The organism is Streptomyces sp. NRRL F-5135, from assembly GCF_000719775.1.
Taxonomy (GTDB): Bacteria; Actinomycetota; Actinomycetes; order Streptomycetales; family Streptomycetaceae; genus Streptomyces; species Streptomyces hebeiensis.
Window position 1 is genome coordinate 161,986 of sequence record NZ_JOHR01000005.1, and the last position, 18,686, is coordinate 180,671.

An 18,686-nucleotide genomic window follows, 5' to 3' on the forward strand; every position below is an offset into this window, starting at 1 on the left:
CGGTCACCGCAAGGGGTGATGCGGCGGGGCGCGCGGCGAACCGACCCGGCTCGCGCGCTTCCCCTCTTCCCTTCTTCGAACGCCTGTACGAACATGGCTTCATGGCCACCACCGCCCGGCACACCGCCACCCCGGCCCTCGCCCATGCGCTGTCCGCTGCCGAACGCGGGCTCCCCGTCTTCCCGCTGTCCCCCACCAAGCTCCCGGCGCTCCCGTCACCCCACCGGCGCGAGCGGCGGCCGGTCCGCTGCCGGGGGGAGTGCGGCCGGCCCGGCCACGGCGTCCACGACGCGACCACCGACCTCACCGGCGTACGCGCCCTGTTCGCGGCCGCGCCCTGGGCGACCGCGTACGGAATCGCGTGCGGACGCCCGCCGCACCGGCTCATCGGCATCGACCTGGACGTCCCAGCGGCGGGAGAGCCCGACTTTGCGGCACGGGACCCCAGGGTGTCGGGCGGCGCGGCACAGGGCTCCGCGGCACCGAACACCGCAGCACGGGGCACCGCGGCACCGGGCTCCGCGACGCCGGGCCGCCACCGCGCGACGCCCGACTCCGTGGGCGCTCTGCGGCATCTGGCGCTCCAGCACCTGTTCACGCTGCCGGACACGGTGATCGTGCTGACTCCCAGCGGCGGCCGGCACATCTGGCTGGCCGGACCGCCGGACGTCGTCGTGCCGAACTCGGCGAGCAGGCTCGCCCCGGGGATCGACGTCCGGGGCGCGGGCGGTTATCTGGTGGGGCCGGGCTCGGTCACGGCCCGGGGCGCGTACCGGCTCGCGCCGGGGACAGCCGGGCTGCCGCCCGCGCCCTGCCCGCGCGCCCTGGTGCACCTGCTCGTACCGCCGCCGCCCCGGCCGCAGGAGCCGTCACGCTCGCAGGCTCCGTCATCCGCCCCTTCGCCCGCCCCTTCGCACGGGCACGGCCGGGGGGAGGGTCTGGTGCGGTTCGTGCGCGCGGCGCACGAGGGGCAGCGCAACACCCGGCTGTTCTGGGCCGCCTGCCGCGCGTACGAGAACGGCTTCGGCCAGGAGCTGGTGGAGCCGCTGGTCGACGCGGCCGTACGGACCGGCCTGGCCGAGCACGAGGCCCGCGCGACCGTCGCCTCGGCCGCGCGCCTCACGGCCACGCCTCCTGTGTCCGTCACCACACGGCTCGCGCGCAACCATTCGCGCCCTTCGTGAGTCCCGTACGCGGGACTCATTTTTCACACCGGCCCGATTCCGGGCCCGCGCATTCGTTCCCCGCATTCCAGGCATTCGCGAACACGGAGTGTTTCCTTGATCCTCACTCATCAGGGCGTGCGGAGAGCCGCCGCGGTCGCTCTCACCACCGCCGGCGCGCTGCTGACCGCCTCCGCGCTGGCCGCGCCCGCGCAGGCGGCCGCCGCCGCCCCGAGCGTCACCGGCAAGGGCGCGTTCCTGCTCAACAACGCGTCCGGCGCCACGGTCTACGGCAAGGCGGCCGACACCCGTCGGCAGATGGCCAGCACGACCAAGATCATGACAATCGCCGTGGTGGTCAACACCAAGGGCGTCGACCTCAACCGCAAGGTCACCGTCAAGCAGGCGTACCGCGACTACGTCACCAAGGAGGGCGCCAGCACGGCCGATCTGCGCACCGGTGACAAGGTGACCGTGCGCCAGCTGCTGTACGGGACGCTGCTGCCCTCCGGCTGCGACGCGGCCTACGCCCTCGCCGACACCTTCGGCACCGGCAAGACGACCGCCGACCGCACGAAGTCGTTCATCGGCAAGATGAACGCGAAGGCTTCCGAACTGAAGCTGAAGAACACGAAGTTCGACTCCTTCGACGGGATCTCCGGCAAGGGCAACAACTACACGACCCCGCGCGACCTGGCGAAGATCGCCCAGTACGCCATGAAGAACGCCAACTTCCGCGCGGTCGTGAAGGCCACCTCGTACAAGACCACGGCGCAGGCCCCGAACAACAAGACGCGCACGTACACCTGGTACAACACCAACAAGCTGCTCGGCTCCTACAAGGGCGCCATCGGCATCAAGACGGGCACCGGCACCGCCGCCGGACCGTGCCTGGTCTTCGCCGCCACGCGCGGCAGCAAGACGCTCGTCGGTGTCGTGCTGAACGGTTCCGACCGCTACAAGGACGCGGCGAAGCTGCTCGACCACGGCTTCGGCTCGACGACGGCCAAGACGATGAAGCTGCGCTCGCTCCCGGCGGACGCACAGCGCGACTGAGCCGGCCGGGCCGGCGGATCCCGGGCCCCGTCACACGGACACGTCCGTGTGACGGGGCCCGGAGTCGTTCCGTGAGCCGTCCTCTGCGCCCTTTCCCAGGGTTCGTTCGGGGCTCAGGCCCGTTCGGAACCTTCAGGCCCAGGTCATCCGGCCCAGGTCGTCAGGCCCAGGTCATCAGGCGGCGGGGCTGCTCCAGAACCGCCGCCACATCCGCCAGGACCTTGGAACCCAGCTCGCCGTCGACCAGGCGGTGATCGAAGGAAAGGGCGAGCGTGGTGACCTGGCGCGGCTTGACCGTGCCCTTGTGGACCCAGGGCTGCGGCTTGATCGCTCCGACGGCCAGGATCGCGGACTCGCCCGGGTTCAGGATCGGCGTACCGGTGTCCACGCCGAAGACGCCGACGTTCGTGATCGTGACCGTGCCGCCCTGCATGGCGGCGGGTGTCGTGCGGCCCTCGCGAGCCGTGGACACCAGCTCGCCGAGCGCCTCGGCCAGTTGGGGGAGCGTCTTGTCGTGCGCGTCCTTGATGTTCGGGACGATCAGGCCGCGCGGAGTGGCCGCCGCGATGCCCAGGTTGACGTAGTGCTTGACCACGATCTCCTGGCTGGCCTCGTCCCAGCTGGCGTTGACCTCGGGGTGGCGCTTGACCGCCACGAGGAGCGCCTTGGCCACGAACAGCAGCGGGTTGACCCGCAGTCCCGCCATGTCCGGGTCGGACTTCAGCCGCTCGACCAGCTTCATCGTGCGCGTCACGTCCACGGTGACGAACTCGGTGACGTGCGGTGCGGTGTAGGCGCTGGTCACCATGGCGGCGGCGGTGGCCTTCCGTACCCCCTTCACGGGGATACGGGTCTCCCGGCCGGCCGCGCCCGCCACGCCCGCCAGGCCCTCCGCGACCGTCGGCTGCCCGGGGGCTGCCGGAGCGGCGGAAGCCGGAGCAGCCGCCGGAGCCGGAGTCGCGGGGGCCGGGGCGGGGGGCGCCGTGGCCGCGTGGACGTCCTCGCGGGTGATGATGCCGCCCGGGCCGGTCGGGGTGATCATGGCCAGATCGACCCCGAGGTCCTTGGCGAGCTTGCGCACCGGGGGCTTGGCCAGCGGGCGGGCCCGGGCGGTGTCGGCGGCGACGCCGGCACGGGCCGTACGGTCCGCGCCGCCGTGCCCGTTCAGCTCCGCCTGCACCGCACCCGCGCCCGCGGTCGTGTCCGCGGCCGTACCGGAGGTCTCGGACCCGGCGGATCCGCCGGGCGCGCCCGGTGCCGACTGGCCCGGCACCGGCACGCCCCGGCGCGGGCGGCGCTTCGTGGACGACGCGGCGACTCCGTACCCCACCAGGACGGGCTGCCGTGCCGGTGACTCGGCGGTCCCGGCCGCCTCTGCCACCTCGGCCGAAGCCGGTTCTTCCCCTGCCACAGGTGCCACGGGGGCCATGGAAGCCTCGGGGGCCACGGAAGCCTCTCCGCTGCCCGGCGCCACGTCCACCGTGATGATCGGCACCCCGACGTCGACCGTCGTGCCTTCCGGGAAACGCAGCTCGTGCACGACACCGTCGTACGGGATGGGAAGTTCGACCGCCGCTTTCGCGGTCTCGACCTCGCACACCACCTGGCCGTCCGTGACGGGGTCCCCGGGCTGTACGTACCACTTCAGGATCTCGGCCTCGGTGAGCCCCTCGCCCACGTCGGGCATCGTGAACTCACGGAAGCGGGCGGCGGAGCCGGCGGCCGCGGAGGTGTCAGCAGTCATGGTCACGGCACTCCTCAGTACGCGAGCGAGCGGTCGACGGCGTCGAGTACCCGGTCCAGGCCCGGGAGATACTCGTCCTCCAGCCGGGCCGGCGGGTACGGCGCGTGATAGCCGCCCACCCGCAGTACCGGAGCCTCCAGGTGGTAGAAGCTCCGCTCCGTGATCCGGGCGGCGATCTCCGCGCCCGAGCCGTGGAAGACCGGCGCCTCGTGCACCACGACCAGCCGGCGCGTCTTCTCCACCGAGGCCTGCACCGTGTCGAAGTCGATCGGGGAGACCGAGCGCAGGTCCACGACCTCCAGCGACCTGCCCTCCTCGGCCGCCGCCGCGGCCGCCGCCAGACAGACCTTCACCATCGGCCCGTAGGCGACGAGCGTGAGGTCGGTGCCCTCCCGCGCCACCCGCGCGGCGTGCAGCGGGCCCGGAATGGCCTCCGTATTGACCTCGGCCTTGTCCCAGTAGCGCCGCTTGGGCTCGAAGAAGATCACCGGGTCGTCGCTCTGGATGGCCTGCTGCATCATCCAGTACGCGTCGGACGCCGTGGACGGCGAGACGATCTTCAGGCCCGCCACGTGCGCGAAGAGCGCCTCGGGCGACTCGCTGTGGTGCTCGACGGCGCCGATGCCGCCGCCGTAGGGGATGCGGACCACGACGGGCAGCTTGATCTTGCCCAGCGAGCGGGCGTGCATCTTGGCGAGCTGCGTGACGATCTGGTCGTACGCGGGGAAGACGAACCCGTCGAACTGGATCTCTGCCACCGGCCGGTAGCCGCGCAGCGCGAGGCCGATGGCCGTGCCGATGATGCCCGACTCGGCGAGCGGGGTGTCGATGACCCGGTCCTCGCCGAAGTCCTTCTGGAGCCCATCGGTCACCCGGAAGACGCCGCCGAGCTTGCCCACGTCCTCACCCATGATCAGGACCTTGGGGTCGGTCTCCAGCGCCGTGCGCAGTGACTCGTTGATCGCCTTGGCGAGCGGAAGCTTCTGTACGGTCATGACTGGTTGCCCCCCGTGTTCCCGGCCGGCGTGCCGGCACCGGCCGTGACGTCCGCGTCGTCGGAGTCCGCGAACGACGCCTGATACGCGGCGAACTGCGCGCGCTCCTCGTCCACGAGGGCGTGCCCGTCCGCGTAGACGTGGTCGAAGATCGCCAGCCCGTCCGGGTCCGGCATGGCCCGTACCGTCTCGCGCACCCGCTTGCCGAGTGCCTCGCTCTCCTCCTCCAGGGCCGCGAAGAACGCCTCGTCGGCCTGGCCCGCCTTCTCCAGGTACCGGCGCAGCCGCAGGATCGGGTCCTTGGCCTCCCAGGCCGCCCGCTCCTCGTCGGCCCGGTACTTGGTCGGGTCGTCGGAGGTGGTGTGCGCGCCCATCCGGTACGTGAACGCCTCCACCAGCATCGGCCCCTCGCCCCGGCGCACGCGTTCCAGCGCGGCGCGGGTCACGGCCAGGCAGGCGAGGACGTCGTTGCCGTCGACCCGGACACCGGGGAAGCCGTACCCCTGGGCGCGCTGGTAGAGCGGCACCCGGGTCTGGCGCTCGGTCGGCTCGGAGATCGCCCACTGGTTGTTCTGGCAGAAGAAGACCACCGGCGCGTTGTAGACCGCCGAGAAGGTGAACGCCTCGGCGACGTCGCCCTGGCTGGAGGCGCCGTCCCCGAAGTAGGCGATCACGGCCGAGTCCGCGCCGTCCTTGGCGATGCCCATCGCGTAGCCGGTGGCGTGCAGGGTCTGCGAGCCGATGACGATGGTGTAGAGGTGGAAGTTGTTGCTGTTGGGGTCCCAGCCGCCGTTGTTCACGCCGCGGAACATGCCCAGCAGGTTGACGGGGTCGACCCCGCGGCACCAGGCGACGCCGTGCTCGCGGTAGGTCGGGAAGACGTAGTCGTCGTCGTGCAGCGCGCGGCCGGAACCGATCTGGGCCGCCTCCTGGCCCAGCAGTGAGGCCCACAGTCCCAGTTCGCCCTGGCGCTGGAGCGCGGTGGCCTCGGCGTCGAAGCGGCGGGTGAGGACCATGTCCCGGTACAGCCCGCGCAGTTCCTCGGCCGACAGGTCGACGGCGTAGTCAGGGTGCTCGAGGCGTTCCCCCTCGGGGCTGAGCAGCTGGACGAGCGGGGGCTCGGTCTCGGTGCCGTGCTGACCGGTTTTCCCCTGAGCGGCACCCTGCCGGCCGGCGCCCTGCCGACCCGTGCCGGGCCGGCTCACGCTCTTGCGGCCGGAGCCCTTCGCGGCGGTCTGCGCTTTGGACGTCTTCTTCGCGGCTGTGCGCTTGGTACCGCCGCCGCTGCCGCCGCTGTTGTTGCTCGTGCTGCTGCCGTCGCTGCCATCGCTGCTACTGCTGCTACCACTGGTGCTGCTGTTGATGCTGCTGTTACGGCGCGGCCTGCGAGCGGCAGTGCTCTCCACGGTCACGTGCGTGCTCCTCCGTCTGTCCGGCCCCCGGGGTCCGCCGGGAACCAGTGCGGCTCGCCCGTACCGGCCGCGCGCACGGGGTGAGTGCGCCCCGGTCGGGACAGGCGTGACAGGTGCCCCGGCGAGCGCCCTGTCACAGGCACGTTACCCAGTGGAACGCTTTCCCGCGAAACCCTGCCTGACCTGCAATTTTGATTGGATTTCCAAGTAAACCGGCAAAGTCGGGAACAACCACTGGTCACAGCCTCGCAGGCCGCCGGAACAACGGCACGTTATCCCGCTGGATCTCCGGCAGGGAAGGGGTGAGTGTGTGAGACTGAATTCTGTGCAGGAAGAACGAAAAATCACCGTTTTCCTGGTTGACGACCACGAAGTGGTCCGGCGCGGGGTCCATGAACTCCTCTCGGGTGAGGACGACATCGAGGTCGTCGGGGAGGCGGGGACCGCCGCCGACGCCACCGCCAGGATTCCGGCGACCCGCCCCGACGTGGCCGTGCTGGACGTACGCCTTCCGGACGGCAGCGGGGTCGAGGTCTGCCGCGAGGTCCGTTCGCTGGACGAGAACATCAAGTGCCTGATGCTCACGTCGTTCGCCGACGACGAGGCGCTCTTCGACGCGATCATGGCCGGGGCCTCGGGGTACGTGCTCAAGGCGATCCGGGGCAACGAACTGCTCTCCGCCGTGCGGGACGTGGCGGCCGGGCGGTCGCTGCTGGACCCGGTGACGACCGCCCGGGTGCTGGAGCGGCTGCGCGGCGGCGCCGGGGCCAAGGACGACAGGCTGGCGGCGCTCACGGAACAGGAGCGCAAGATCCTGGACCTGATCGGCGAGGGCATGACGAACCGGGCGATAGGCGAGCGGCTGCACCTCGCCGAGAAGACGATCAAGAACTACGTGTCCAGCCTGCTGGCGAAGCTGGGGATGGAGCGACGGTCGCAGGCGGCGGCCTACGTGGCCCGGATCCAGGCGGAGAAGCGCTGACGGCGGGCGCCGGGCTAAAGGCGCCGGGACGAGGGGGGCTCACCGGCGGCGGGTCGAGCGGCCACGGACGGCACCGAGGGCACGGACGGCACTGAGGCCACGGACGGCGCTGAGGGCACGGACGGCACGGGGCAAGGGCCTTCCGGGGCACGCGTTCGACCCCGCCCTACCTCGTCGGAGGCCGTTCCAATCGGGACCAACGTCCCCGGATCGAGGGGCCGCCTCCTCTGGCCGTACCCCGTCCGAGCAGCGGAGAGTGGACGTCATGCTCTCCGAAGAACTCCACGCCGTGCAGTTGCTCACCCGTGTGCCGTACGGGCGGGTGGCGACGAGTATGCGCGCGATGCCGTTCGTGGCGCCGGCGTGCCACGTGGTGACGGAGGGCACGATCCTGCTCCGGATGCACGCGGGCCTCGGCTACCACCGGGCGTGCGGCGGCGGTGTCGTCGCGTACGGCGCGGACAACTTCAGCAGCGCGGCGGCCGAGCAGTGGTCCGTTCAGTTCACGGGGACCATCGAGATCGTCGAGCCGACGGACGCCGAGGTCGAACTGTTCGATTCCAGGCCGCTCGCGATAGACGGACAACCGTTCGATCCGATCTATATGCACTTTATGCCCCAGCTTGCAGCCGTACACACAGTCGAATACTTCTCGGAGCGACGAGGGCAATACGTGGCGTGATCTAACATCTGGCGAGTGCCGCGCTCATATGACTTCGCCGCGCCCGTCGCGGTGACCGCTCCGCCCCTCCGCACGACGGCCGCCCCGCCCGTCCGTACGCTGCTCCGCCGCTACCGGAACGCGGGCGAGCCCCTGTCCTGCGAACCGGTCACCGAGGGGCTGCTCAACCGCGGCTACCGGCTCTCGACGACCCGCGGCTCGTACTTCCTGAAGCACCACCTGGACGGCGACCACGAGTCCATTTCCCGCCAACATCGCGCCACGCAGCGGCTCCAGGCGCTCGGTGTGCCCGTCGCCCCGCCCGTCGAGAACACCGCGGGCGACACGGTCGCGGTCATCGGCGACCGCTGCTACGCCCTGCACCCCTGGATCGAGGGCCGCCACCGCGACGGCGCCCAGCTCACCACGGCCGCGTCCCGGCGCCTCGGCGCGCTGCTCGGGCGCGTCCACACCTGCCTGGAGCGGGTGATGGAACCGGACCCGGCGGCGCTCGCGCACGACAGCCCGGACCCCGGCGACACCATGGCCCTCATCGACGAACTGCTGGCACTGGCCCGCGACCGGGCCCCCCGGGACACCTTCGACACGCTGGCCGAGCACCGGCTGCGGGAGCGCAGGGTGCTGCTGGAACGGCACGCCCACCGCCGGCCGCCGGCGGGCGCGGAACCGGCCACGGGCTGGGTGCACGGTGACTTCCACCCGCTGAACCTGCTCTACCGGGGCGCGGAGCCCGCCGCGATCATCGACTGGGACCGGCTGGGCGTCCAGCCCCGGGCGGAGGAGGCGGTCCGGGCGGCGGCGATCTTCTTCGTACGGCCGACGGGCGAGCTGGAGCTGGGGAAGGTACGGGCGTACGCGCGCGCCTACCGCCGCGCGACCGGCGCCGCCCCCGCCGAACTGGCGGCGGCGGCGCACCGGGTGTGGTGGGAGCGGCTGAACGACTTCTGGATCCTGCGCTGGCGCTACCAGCACGGCGACCGGCGGGCCGACCCGCTGTTCGCGGCGGTGTCGGCCCTGGCGGTGTGGTGGACGCGGGAGTACGAGGCGGTCGGCGCGGCCTTCACAGGATGAGGGCCGCGCCGGCGCCGCCGTCCGCCGACGCGCTCCTTCGCCCGTCGCGCTCCTCCACCCGGCGCTCGGCGGGAGCTCGTCAGCCGACGGTGCCCGCCGGGTCGCCGGCACCCTCCGTGGTGGTTCCGGAGTCGCCGCCGCCGCCCTGGGTCGTCCCCGTCGTGGTCCCGGTGTTCGTGCCGCCCGCGTCGGCACCCTCGCTCGTCCCCGCGTCGGTGCCCTCGGTCGCGCCCGGGTCGGTGCCCTCCGACGTCCCTTCCGTCACACCCGCGTTGCTGCCCGTGCCCGTGTCGCTGGGCGAGGACGGCGGCGTCTCCGGCTCGTTCTGCGACGGTCCGGACGGCTGGTTGTTCTCCGGCGCGGGCGGGTAATCGGGGTAGTCGGGCTGCTGGTTGCCGCCGGACGACGAGGTGTCCTGCTCCTGCGACTCCTCGGACTGCGACGCCGAGGGCGACGGGCTCTCCTCGGTCGTCTCCGACGCGCTCGGGCTGGGCCTCGGAGTCGTGTCCTTGTCGTTCTGCTGCTTGTCGCCCGTACCGCTCAGCGCGTACGCCACACCGGCGACGACCGCGATCACCGCGAGGGCGACGAAGAGCAGCATCCTGTTCCGGCCGCCTCCCCCGCCGCGCCGGTAACTCCCGTCGTAGCCGCCGTCGTCGGGGTTCATCGGGGGCAGGATCGAGCCCTGGGGCGTCTCGCCGTGCGCGCCGTGCGCACCCGGCGCCGGATGGGCCGGCATCGCCGTCGTCGCGGCCATGCCCATCGGGGCGGCGCCGCCCATGTGCGGCTCGACGGCGCCGGTGTTCCAGGTGCCCGTATGGCCGCCCTGCTGCTGGAGCATCTGGAGGCCGTACTGGACCAGCCCGCGCATCTCCTCCGCGCTCTGGAACCGGTCGTCGGGCTCCTTCGCGAGCGAGCGCATCACCAGGCCGTCCAGCTCCGGCGGCGCCACGTCCGAGACCTCGGAGGGCGGGACCGGGATGTCCTGGACGTGCTGGTAGACGACCGAGAGCGGGGTCTCACCGGTGAACGGGGGTCTCAGCGCCAGGAGTTCGTAGAGCAGACAGCCCGTGGCGTACAGGTCGCTGCGGTGGTCGACGGCCTTGCCCAGCGCCTGCTCCGGCGAGAGGTACTGCGGCGTGCCCATGACCATGCCGGTCTGGGTCATCGTCGACTGCGCGCCGTGCAGGGCACGGGCGATGCCGAAGTCCATCACCTTCACCGCGCCGGCGTCGGTGATGATCACGTTCGCGGGCTTGATGTCCCGGTGCACGATCCCGTGCTGGTGCGAGTACGCGAGCGCCTCCAGCACCCCCGAGACGATGATCAACGCCTGCTCCGGCGGCGGGGCTTCGGCGTTGACGAGCAGGTCCCGGATCGTCCGGCCCTCGACCAGCTCCATGACGATGTACGGGACGGTCTGCCCGCCCACCGTGTCCTCGCCCGAGTCGTACACGGCCACCACCGCGTGGTGGTTGAGGCCCGCGACCGACTGCGCCTCACGCGTGAACCGCGCCTTGGAGACCGGGTCTTCGGCGAGGTCGGCCCGCAGGAGCTTGACGGCCACGGTGCGGCCGAGCCGTACGTCCTCCGCCGCGAATACCTCGGCCATGCCGCCGCGGCCCAGGCGATGGGTCATCCGGTAGCGGCCGTCACCGACCAGCCCGCCGACGAGCCCGCCGTCGCCCCAGGAGTCCGCGGCATCCGGCACGCCGCCGCCTGCTTCGGGTTCGGGTGCCATCAGTCCTCGCCGTCGTTTCTGTCCGCTCGGAGCCCCCCGCGCGCGATGCGCGTGGTCCTGCGGTGTGTCGTGTGTCTCAGAGGGTGATTCAGAGGGTGATTCAAGGGTGGCTGTGCCACATCACGCTACAGCCTTCGTGTGACACGCCGGTCCAGGATGGACCGGCCATGAAACTAGCTGCGGCGGCGCACATGCAAATTCCATGTGTTTCCTGTAACGCTTCCGGGACGCTTGGCATGCGTACGGTCACGGAACGGGCACCTGGCTTGACGTGTCCGGGCCCTCGGGCAGACTGGGCGCGTAATCTTGGCCCGATTTAACGGGGTCGTGTGCTGTCCGTCCGCCCGGCCGGTCGGAACGGACGGCGCGTTCAGTACGGAGCGTCAGCGCGCCGAGGGGGAGCACAGTCATGAGCCAGCACGGCGCACAGGGCCGCTATGCGGGCGGTTCGGTCGCGGGTGGCCGCTACCAGCTCCGCGACCTGCTCGGTGAGGGCGGCATGGCGTCCGTCTACCTGGCCTACGACTCGGCGCTGGACCGTCAGGTCGCCATCAAGACCCTGCACACGGAGCTGGGTCGCGAGCAGTCCTTCCGCGAGCGGTTCCGCCGCGAGGCCCAGGCCGTGGCCAAGCTGTCGCACACCAACATCGTCTCCGTCTTCGACACCGGAGAGGACGAGCTTGACGGTGCTCTGATGCCGTACATCGTCATGGAGTACGTCGAGGGGCAGCCGCTGGGCTCCGTGCTCCAGGCGGACGTCGCGCGGTACGGCGCGATGCCGGCCGACAAGGCCCTCAAGGTGACGGCCGACGTGCTGGCCGCGCTGGAGACCAGCCACGAGATGGGGCTGGTGCACCGGGACATCAAGCCCGGCAACGTGATGATGACCAAACGCGGTGTGGTCAAGGTCATGGACTTCGGCATCGCACGCGCCATGCAGTCGGGTGTCACGTCCATGACGCAGACGGGCATGGTCGTCGGCACGCCGCAGTACCTGTCGCCGGAACAGGCGCTGGGGCGGGGCGTGGACGCCCGCTCCGACCTCTATTCGGTCGGGATCATGCTCTTCCAGCTGCTGACGGGGCGGCTGCCGTTCGAGGCGGATTCGGCGCTCGCGATCGCGTACGCGCACGTGCAGGAGGAGCCGCCCACGCCGTCCTCCGTCAACCGCGCGATCACCCCGGCGATGGACGCGCTGGTCGCCCGGGCGCTGAAGAAGAACCCGAACGAACGCTTCCCGAGCGCGGAGGCGATGCGCGACGAGTGCGAGCGGGTGCTGGGGGCGACCGGGCAGACGGCCGCGCCGGTGATCGTGCAGGGCCTGCCGCAGAACAGCGGCGCGGGGGTGGGGTCGGCGGTCTTCCCGCCCCTCGACCAGTCGGCGCCTGCCCCCTCTCCGCACCCCAACGCGCAGACGCCGTACCAGCAGCCGGGCCCGTACGGCACGCCGACGCCGCCCCCCGGCCACGGGACCGGCCCGGGATACGGCTACCCCCAGGCGGGCCAGGGCTACCAGGCCCCGGCGCCGATGTCCCCGCCCCCGGTTCCCCAGCCTTACAACGTCACGCCGCAGCAGACGACCGCCACCGGCCACGGCGTCGGCGGCGGCACGGGCGGCGGGCGGCGGACCATGCCGCTCGTCGTGGGCTCGATCGTGGTCGCGCTCCTGGCCATGGGCGGCCTGATAGTGGCCCTCTCCGCGAACGGCGGCGACGGCGGCAAGGGCGACCCGAGAGCCGACCAGTCCGCCGGCGCCGATCCCGCGGGTCACCGCGATCCGGAGCGGAACCGGACGATCGACTCCGACGAGTGCACGGAGGCGCAGGACGACTTCTCGGACCCCACGAAGGTCCAGGCGCCCGACCTGCGGTACAAGGACATCCTGTCGGTGAAGGAGTGCCTGCGGGAGGCGGGCTGGACCTGGGCCGAGCCGAAGAAGAAGAACGACGGCTCCCAGGCGGAGGACATCGTGATCGAGCAGTTCCCGCGGCCGGGAGCGGCAATACCCGCCGATTCGCAGGAGTTCGAACTGACCATCTCCACGGGCAACGCGGGGTAGTTCGGCGCCGGGCACGGTTCGCCTTTGCGGGAGCGACGGCGGGCCGGCCGTCCCGCGCCGCTCCGTATCCTCCCCAAATCGTCGCGCGAGTCTCACGTAGCCCTTACACGGCCCCTCCGGAATCGCTGCGGGGCCTTACAGGGCCCTCCGGTGTCACCGCGCCTCTTTTGATCCCGCCTCATCCGGACGTGTCTGTTCCGGAACACTCCGGATGCCGGAGTTGTCGCCCCGTGTGACGCTGAGTCGGTGACCTCAACGTTCCGCGCGTCCTGCGCGATCGCGGTCGTGTCCGTCCTGCTGGCCGCGCCCGGCGCGGACGGCGGGGGGACGTCGCCGGCGCCGTCCGCCGGGGGGCATCCGACCACCGCCGTGCCGAGCGAGGCGCTGGCCGGGCACCCGGCCGGGGAGGGGCGGCAGCGGCCGGGACGGCCGGAGTCCGGGGACGCCCGGCCGGGCGAGCGCCCGGGCGAACCGGTGCCGAGCGCGAGTCCGTCCGCGCGGTCGTCGGCCGCCGCCTCCCCCGCCCGGTCGTCCGCCGCGCCGGCCGCGTCCGGCGTGCCTGCCTCCCCGGCCGCCTCCTCCTCCCGTACGGCCTCCCGCGTGACGCCCTCCGCCTCCGCCTCCGCGTCGGCGGACGCGTCGCCGTCCGGCAGCGGTACGGACGACGGAGCCGCCACCGGGGAGAGGAACGCGGACGGGCCGCGGGATCTGGAGGCGGAGGAGCACCGGGAGGACGCCGTCCACCCGCCCGAACCGCCCGCCGCGCCCCGTGACCGGCCGTCGGGCGACACCGGCGCGGTACGGGTGCGGGCGGTGGACGAGGCCATGACGCGCCCCGTTCCGGTCCTCACCCTGGGCGCCGGAATCGTGCTCCTCGGCCTGGGGCTCGGCTTCTTCGGGCTCCGGCTGCGACGCCGCTGACCCACCACCGCGCGAACCGCCCCGGAACCGCTTCGTAACCACCTGGTCCCGGCCCGGCGTCATCCTTGCGACGGACTCGCAAGGTCCGTCTCAAGTTGCTTGGCGGGCCGCCACATACTCGGTATACATACTCAGTATGTCGATACGTCACGGGCTACTCGCCCTCCTGGAACGTGGCCCGCGCTACGGCTCTCAGCTCCGTACGGAGTTCGAGTCCCGCACCGGTGCCACCTGGCCGCTCAACGTCGGCCAGGTCTACACGACCCTCGCCCGCCTGGAGCGCGACGGGATGGTCGTCCAGGACGGCGAGGACGACGCGGGCCACGCCCTTTACGTCATCACGGACTCCGGACGCGACGAACTGCGGTCCTGGTTCCGTACGCCCGTCGACCGCGCCAGCCCGCCCCGCGACGAACTGGCGATCAAACTCGCCATGGCGGTGGGGGCTCCGGGCGTCGACATCCGGGAGGTCATCCAGTCGCAGCGTCACCACACGGTCAAGGCGATGCAGGACTACACGCGGCTCAAGGCGCGGGCCCTGACGGTCACGCCCACGGACCGGGACGACGTCGCGTGGCTGCTCGTACTGGACCAGCTCATCTTCCAGACAGAGGCCGAGGCCCGCTGGCTCGACCACTGCGAACAGCGGCTGATCCGGCTCTCGCTGGTGATTCCGCCGGAGGCCGGTGACGCGACGGCGGGCTCCCTCACGGACTCGCCCACGGACTCGCTCCCGGACTCGCTCACGAACAGAGACTCAGGCTCAGGAACCCACACAGGCACAGGCACAAGCACAGACGCCGTCACGGACACGGACACAGGCACGAGCGAAGACAAGGGCACGCGCCCGGTCGCCCGCGCGGGCGGCTCCCGGCCGGGCCGGACAGCCCGGCGGTAACCGGCCGGCCCGGCGGTAACCGGGCCCAGCGGGCGACCGGTCGGCCCGGTTCGCCGGCCGATGGCGCCGCGCCCTCCGAGCCGGCCCACCCGGCATCGGCCCCACCCCCGCCCCGGCTCCGCCGCGCGGTCCGCTCCGCCGCCCGCCGACGGCCCCGCGGCGGGACGGGCCGGGCCCGCCCGCCCCGCCGCTCCCACGCTTCTTCCGCACACCCAACCGCTTCGTACGCACCCCCGCGTACGCCAAGGGGAGAACACACCCATGCCTCGACACCCGCACAACAGCCCGCAGCACGGACCACGGCCCGATGCCGACGCGCCGCACGCTTCGCAGCGCCCGTCGCCGCTCACCGCGGCGCCGTCGCCGAACTCGGCGCGCTCGGCCGACCCCGTCCTCCGGCTGGTGGAGCTGACCCGCGTCCACGGCAGTGGCGCCACCGAGGTACAGGCCCTGCGCGGCATCAACCTGGACCTCTTCCCCGGCGAACTCGTCGCCATCATGGGACCGTCCGGATCCGGCAAGTCCACGCTGCTCACCATCGCGGGCGGCCTCGACAAGCCGACCTCCGGCAGCGTGATCGTCGAGGGCACCGACATCACCACCACCGACCGCAAGAGCCTCGCGGCCCTGCGCCGCCGCAGCATCGGCTACGTCTTCCAGGACTACAACCTCATCCCGGCTCTCACCGCGGCCGAGAACATCGCCCTCCCCCGGGAACTCGACGGCATATCCGCGCGCAAGGCGCGTGCCGAGGCGCTGGCCGCACTCGAGGAGATCGGGCTCACCCAGCTCGCCGACCGGTTCCCGGACGAGATGTCGGGTGGCCAGCAGCAGCGGGTGGCACTCGCCCGCGCGCTCGTCGGCGACCGCCGGCTGGTCCTCGCGGACGAGCCGACCGGTGCGCTGGACTCCGAGACCGGTGAGGCCGTCCTCGCCCTGCTGCGGTCCCGCTGCGACGCGGGCGCCGCCGGCGTCCTGGTCACCCACGAGCCGCGCTTCGCGGCCTGGGCGGACCGGGTGGTCTTCCTGCGGGACGGTTCCGTGGTCGACCAGACCCTCCGTTCCTCCGCGGACTCGCTGCTCACCGGGCAGGCGGCCGACCTGTGAAGACCTGGTTCCACTCCTGGCGCGCCGCGGTGCGCATAGCCCGCCGTGACGCCTGGCGCTTCAAGGGACGCAGCTTCCTCGTCCTGGCCATGCTCACCCTCCCCATCCTCGGGGTGGGCGCCGCCGATCTGACGTACCGCAGTTCGGAGCTCTCCGTCGAGGAGACCCTGACCCGGGACATGGGCCGGTCGGACGCCCGGATCTCCGACCCCGAGCTGGGCGGCGCCCCGCTCTACCAGGGCCCGGACGGCAACGGCTACCGCCCGGTCGGAGACTTCGAGAACAAGCCGTATCCGGAGGGCCCCGCAGACCTCGAGAAGGGTGTCCCGGCCGGGGCCACCACGCTGGAGGACTCGACCGGGACGGGCAAGCTCCGTACCTCGTACGGTCTGCTCCCGACCGAGATCCGTGAGCTGAAGGCGTCGGACCCGATGGCCGAGGGCATCATGCGGCTCACCGAGGGCCGCTTCCCCCAGCGGAGCGGCGAGATCGCGGCGACCACTCACTTCCTGGAGGCCGGCAAGCTGAGCGTGGGCGACTCGGTCACCGCGCGGGGCCTCGACACCTCGTACCGGATCGTGGGGGCCTATGAACTGCCCAGCGACCTCAACACCGATCAGGTCAACGCGCTCCCCGGGACCTTCCTCGCGCCGCTCGACAAGGCGCTGAAGGCGGACGAGCTGCCCGGCGTGGAATCCAGCACCACCCACCTGGTGAAGATCTCCGGTGGTTTCACGTGGAACATGGTCAAGGAGACCAACAAGCACGGCCTCGTCGTGACGTCCCGGGCCGTGGCGCTGAACCCGCCGGCCCTTTCCGATGTCCCCCTGTACCAGGAGGCGGGTGAGTCCCCGTACGACTCGGGCGGGGGAATCGAGGACGAAGAGATGGTGATCCTGGCCACCGTGGTCGGACTCGCCATGCTGGAGATCTGCCTGCTGGCAGGCCCCGCGTTCGCCGTCGGTGCCCGGCGCTCGCGCCGCCAGCTCGGTCTCGTGGGCGCCAACGGCGGCGACCGGTCGCACATCCGTGCCGTGGTCCTCGCGGGCGGCCTGGTGATCGGAGTGGCCTCCGCCGTGGTCGGCACGGTCCTGGCCTTCGGTCTCACCGTGGCCGTGCGCCCGCTGATGGAGGAGTACCTGGGGCAGCGCTTCGAAGGCCTCGACATCCGGCCGCTGGAACTGCTCGGCATCGCGCTCATCGCCGTGGTGACCGGCCTGCTCGCCGCGATCGTCCCGGCCATTACCGCCTCCCGGCAGACGGTGCTGGCCTCGCTGACCGGCCGCCGGGGCGTCCGCAAGAGCAGCAGGGTGCTCCCGGTGCTCGGGCTGATCGCCACCGCACTGGGTGCGGCGATCGCTCTGTACGGGACGACGCTGTCCTCGCAGGTGACGCTCGTCGCGGCCGGCAGCGCGCTGGCCGAGCTGGGTGTCGTCGCGATGACGCCGGCGCTGGTGGGCTTCTTCGGCCGGGCCGGGCGCTGGATGCCGCTCTCGCCCCGGCTGGCCCTGCGGGACGCCGTACGGAACCGGGGGCGCACGGCGCCCGCCGTGGCCGCGGTGCTGGCCGCGGTCGCCGGCTCGGTGGCCGTCGCCACGTACGCCGCGAGCGACGACGCGGAACAGCGGGCCAAGTACGAGTCGTCCCTCCCGTACGGCGCAGTGTCCGCCGTCGTCGACGACGGCGACAGCCGGGACGTGCCGGCGGTACGCGACGCGATCCAGAAGAATCTGTCCATCGATGTCCGGGCCGATGTCGACCGTGTCCTGGTGGGCAAGGCCGGCTGTCGGATGTACTACGGCGGCGAGGACGGCTGCGGGAGCGTCGAGATCGCCGTCCCCAAGGCCAATGTGTGCCCGCTGTGGGCCCCCGATGTCCAGGATGCGGAACTGGAGTTCAGCGCGGCGGAGCGGCGCAAACTCATGAAGGATCCCCGCTGCGAGGAGAACAACGACTACAGCGGCATCGAGGCGGGCATCCTGATCGGCGGTCCCGAGGTGCTCGACGTACTCGGCATCAAGGATCCGGCGGCCAAGACGGCGCTGGCGGACGGCCGGGCCGTGTCGTTCAACAAGTTCAACCTCCAGAAGGACGGCAAGGTCGGGATCCGTCTGATCATGGACTCCGACGCGGCGCAGGAGGCGATCTCGGACGGCAAGGAAGCGCCGGGCGAGGTCAAGTCGATCGCGGCGCACCAGGTCAAGGGTGACCCCCGGTCGTACGGTGCCGAGGTCCTCATGACTCCGGCCACGGCCAAGGCGGCGGGCCTCAAGACCGCTCCGGTCGGCGCGTACTACTCGACGAGCGCCCTGCCGAGCAGTGAGCAGCAGCAGAAGCTGAACGGCGACCTCGACAAGCTCGGGTCGAGCGTCAGCCTGCGGGTGGAGCAGGGCTACGTCGGCGACAGCAACACCACCCTGCTGGTGCTGACCGTCTTCGCCGGACTGATCACCCTCGGTGCCGCGGCCATCGCGACCGGGCTCGCCCAGGCCGACGCCGAGGCCGACCTGAAGACGCTGGAGGCCGTCGGCGCCCCGTCCCGGGTGCGCAGGACGCTCAGCGGCTTCCAGTGCGGGGTGGTGGCCACGATGGGAGTGGTGCTGGGCTCGCTGGCCGGCGTGCTCCCGGCGGTCGCCCTCCGGCTGACCGAGCGCCGGAGCGCCATGGAAATGTTCCAGGAGTCGCTGGACGAGGCGCTGGGCACCCCCTCGTCGCCGTACACGCCGATCGTGATCCCCTGGGAGACGCTGGGCGGTCTGCTGATCGTCGTACCTCTGGTCGCCACTGTCCTGGCCGCCTTGGTCACCCGCTCGAACGGCTCGATGGGCCGCCGCGCGGTGACGTAGACGGCGCCT

Annotated in this window: 13 protein-coding genes and 1 pseudogene; 10 read left to right on the top strand and 4 right to left on the bottom strand. The window is 72.0% G+C overall.

Annotated elements, in window-relative coordinates; genetic code table 11:
- Nucleotides 1-101: 101 nt before the first annotated feature.
- Together IG02_RS0109480 and IG02_RS0109485 are read left to right on the top strand one after the other, a co-directional pair.
- Complete coding sequence (locus tag IG02_RS0109480; protein WP_051764738.1) at nt 102-1,184, top strand: bifunctional DNA primase/polymerase; 1,083 nt, start codon at nt 102-104, stop codon at nt 1,182-1,184.
- Between the two features lie 117 nt (nt 1,185-1,301).
- Nucleotides 1,302-2,219, top strand: coding sequence for a D-alanyl-D-alanine carboxypeptidase family protein (locus tag IG02_RS0109485; protein WP_037802635.1), 918 nt, complete (start codon nt 1,302-1,304; stop codon nt 2,217-2,219).
- 160 nt (nt 2,220-2,379) lie between these two features.
- On the opposite strand, the gene IG02_RS0109490 is transcribed toward IG02_RS0109485, so the two are convergent.
- Genes IG02_RS0109490 through pdhA form a run of 3 tightly spaced genes read right to left on the bottom strand, consistent with a single transcriptional unit; the run spans nt 2,380 to nt 6,370 of the window.
- On the bottom strand, nt 2,380-3,963 hold the full coding sequence (locus IG02_RS0109490) for a dihydrolipoamide acetyltransferase family protein (RefSeq protein ID WP_030744169.1): 1,584 nt from the start codon (nt 3,961-3,963) through the stop codon (nt 2,380-2,382).
- 14 nt (nt 3,964-3,977) lie between these two features.
- Nucleotides 3,978-4,958 (bottom strand): alpha-ketoacid dehydrogenase subunit beta, encoded by a 981-nt coding sequence (locus tag IG02_RS0109495; RefSeq protein ID WP_030744172.1) that lies wholly within the window; start codon nt 4,956-4,958, stop codon nt 3,978-3,980.
- Nucleotides 4,955-6,370, bottom strand: coding sequence for a pyruvate dehydrogenase (acetyl-transferring) E1 component subunit alpha (gene pdhA / locus IG02_RS0109500; RefSeq protein ID WP_199813986.1), 1,416 nt, complete (start codon nt 6,368-6,370; stop codon nt 4,955-4,957). Before pdhA ends, IG02_RS0109495 begins: the two co-directional genes overlap by 4 nt.
- A gap of 325 nt (nt 6,371-6,695) precedes the next feature.
- Between pdhA and IG02_RS0109510 the strand changes: the two genes are divergently transcribed.
- From IG02_RS0109510 to IG02_RS0109520, 3 genes are all read left to right on the top strand, one after another.
- Nucleotides 6,696-7,352, top strand: a complete 657-nt coding sequence (locus IG02_RS0109510) for a response regulator (protein ID WP_030744177.1) — start codon at nt 6,696-6,698, stop codon at nt 7,350-7,352.
- A gap of 265 nt (nt 7,353-7,617) precedes the next feature.
- Nucleotides 7,618-8,034, top strand: coding sequence for a pyridoxamine 5'-phosphate oxidase family protein (locus IG02_RS0109515; protein WP_030744179.1), 417 nt, complete (start codon nt 7,618-7,620; stop codon nt 8,032-8,034).
- A 15-nt stretch (nt 8,035-8,049) separates the two neighbouring features.
- Nucleotides 8,050-9,105, top strand: coding sequence for a phosphotransferase (locus IG02_RS0109520; protein WP_078854329.1), 1,056 nt, complete (start codon nt 8,050-8,052; stop codon nt 9,103-9,105).
- A 79-nt stretch (nt 9,106-9,184) separates the two neighbouring features.
- Here the strand turns inward: IG02_RS0109520 and IG02_RS0109525 are convergent, their stop codons facing one another.
- Nucleotides 9,185-10,846: a protein kinase domain-containing protein gene (locus IG02_RS0109525; RefSeq protein ID WP_030744184.1), complete on the bottom strand. Its 1,662-nt coding sequence runs from the start codon at nt 10,844-10,846 to the stop codon at nt 9,185-9,187.
- Nucleotides 10,847-11,255: 409 nt separating this feature from the next.
- On the opposite strand from IG02_RS0109525, the gene IG02_RS0109530 reads away from it, so the two are divergent.
- The 5 genes and pseudogenes from IG02_RS0109530 to IG02_RS0109550 all read left to right on the top strand — a co-directional run bounded on the left by IG02_RS0109530 (nt 11,256) and on the right by IG02_RS0109550 (nt 18,677).
- A complete protein-coding gene (locus tag IG02_RS0109530) occupies nt 11,256-12,905 on the top strand; it encodes a protein kinase domain-containing protein (RefSeq protein ID WP_030744186.1) in 1,650 nt (549 codons plus the stop codon).
- Between the two features lie 246 nt (nt 12,906-13,151).
- On the top strand, nt 13,152-13,826 hold the full coding sequence (locus IG02_RS41460) for a hypothetical protein (protein ID WP_030744188.1): 675 nt from the start codon (nt 13,152-13,154) through the stop codon (nt 13,824-13,826).
- Nucleotides 13,827-13,962: 136 nt separating this feature from the next.
- Nucleotides 13,963-14,490 (top strand): annotated as a pseudogene (locus IG02_RS0109540) (PadR family transcriptional regulator); the annotation flags it as partial.
- Nucleotides 14,491-14,985: 495 nt separating this feature from the next.
- Nucleotides 14,986-15,831, top strand: coding sequence for an ABC transporter ATP-binding protein (locus IG02_RS0109545; RefSeq protein WP_078854330.1), 846 nt, complete (start codon nt 14,986-14,988; stop codon nt 15,829-15,831).
- Nucleotides 15,828-18,677: an ABC transporter permease gene (locus tag IG02_RS0109550; RefSeq protein WP_030744195.1), complete on the top strand. Its 2,850-nt coding sequence runs from the start codon at nt 15,828-15,830 to the stop codon at nt 18,675-18,677. Before IG02_RS0109545 ends, IG02_RS0109550 begins: the two co-directional genes overlap by 4 nt.
- The last annotated feature ends 9 nt before the right edge of the window (nt 18,678-18,686 follow it).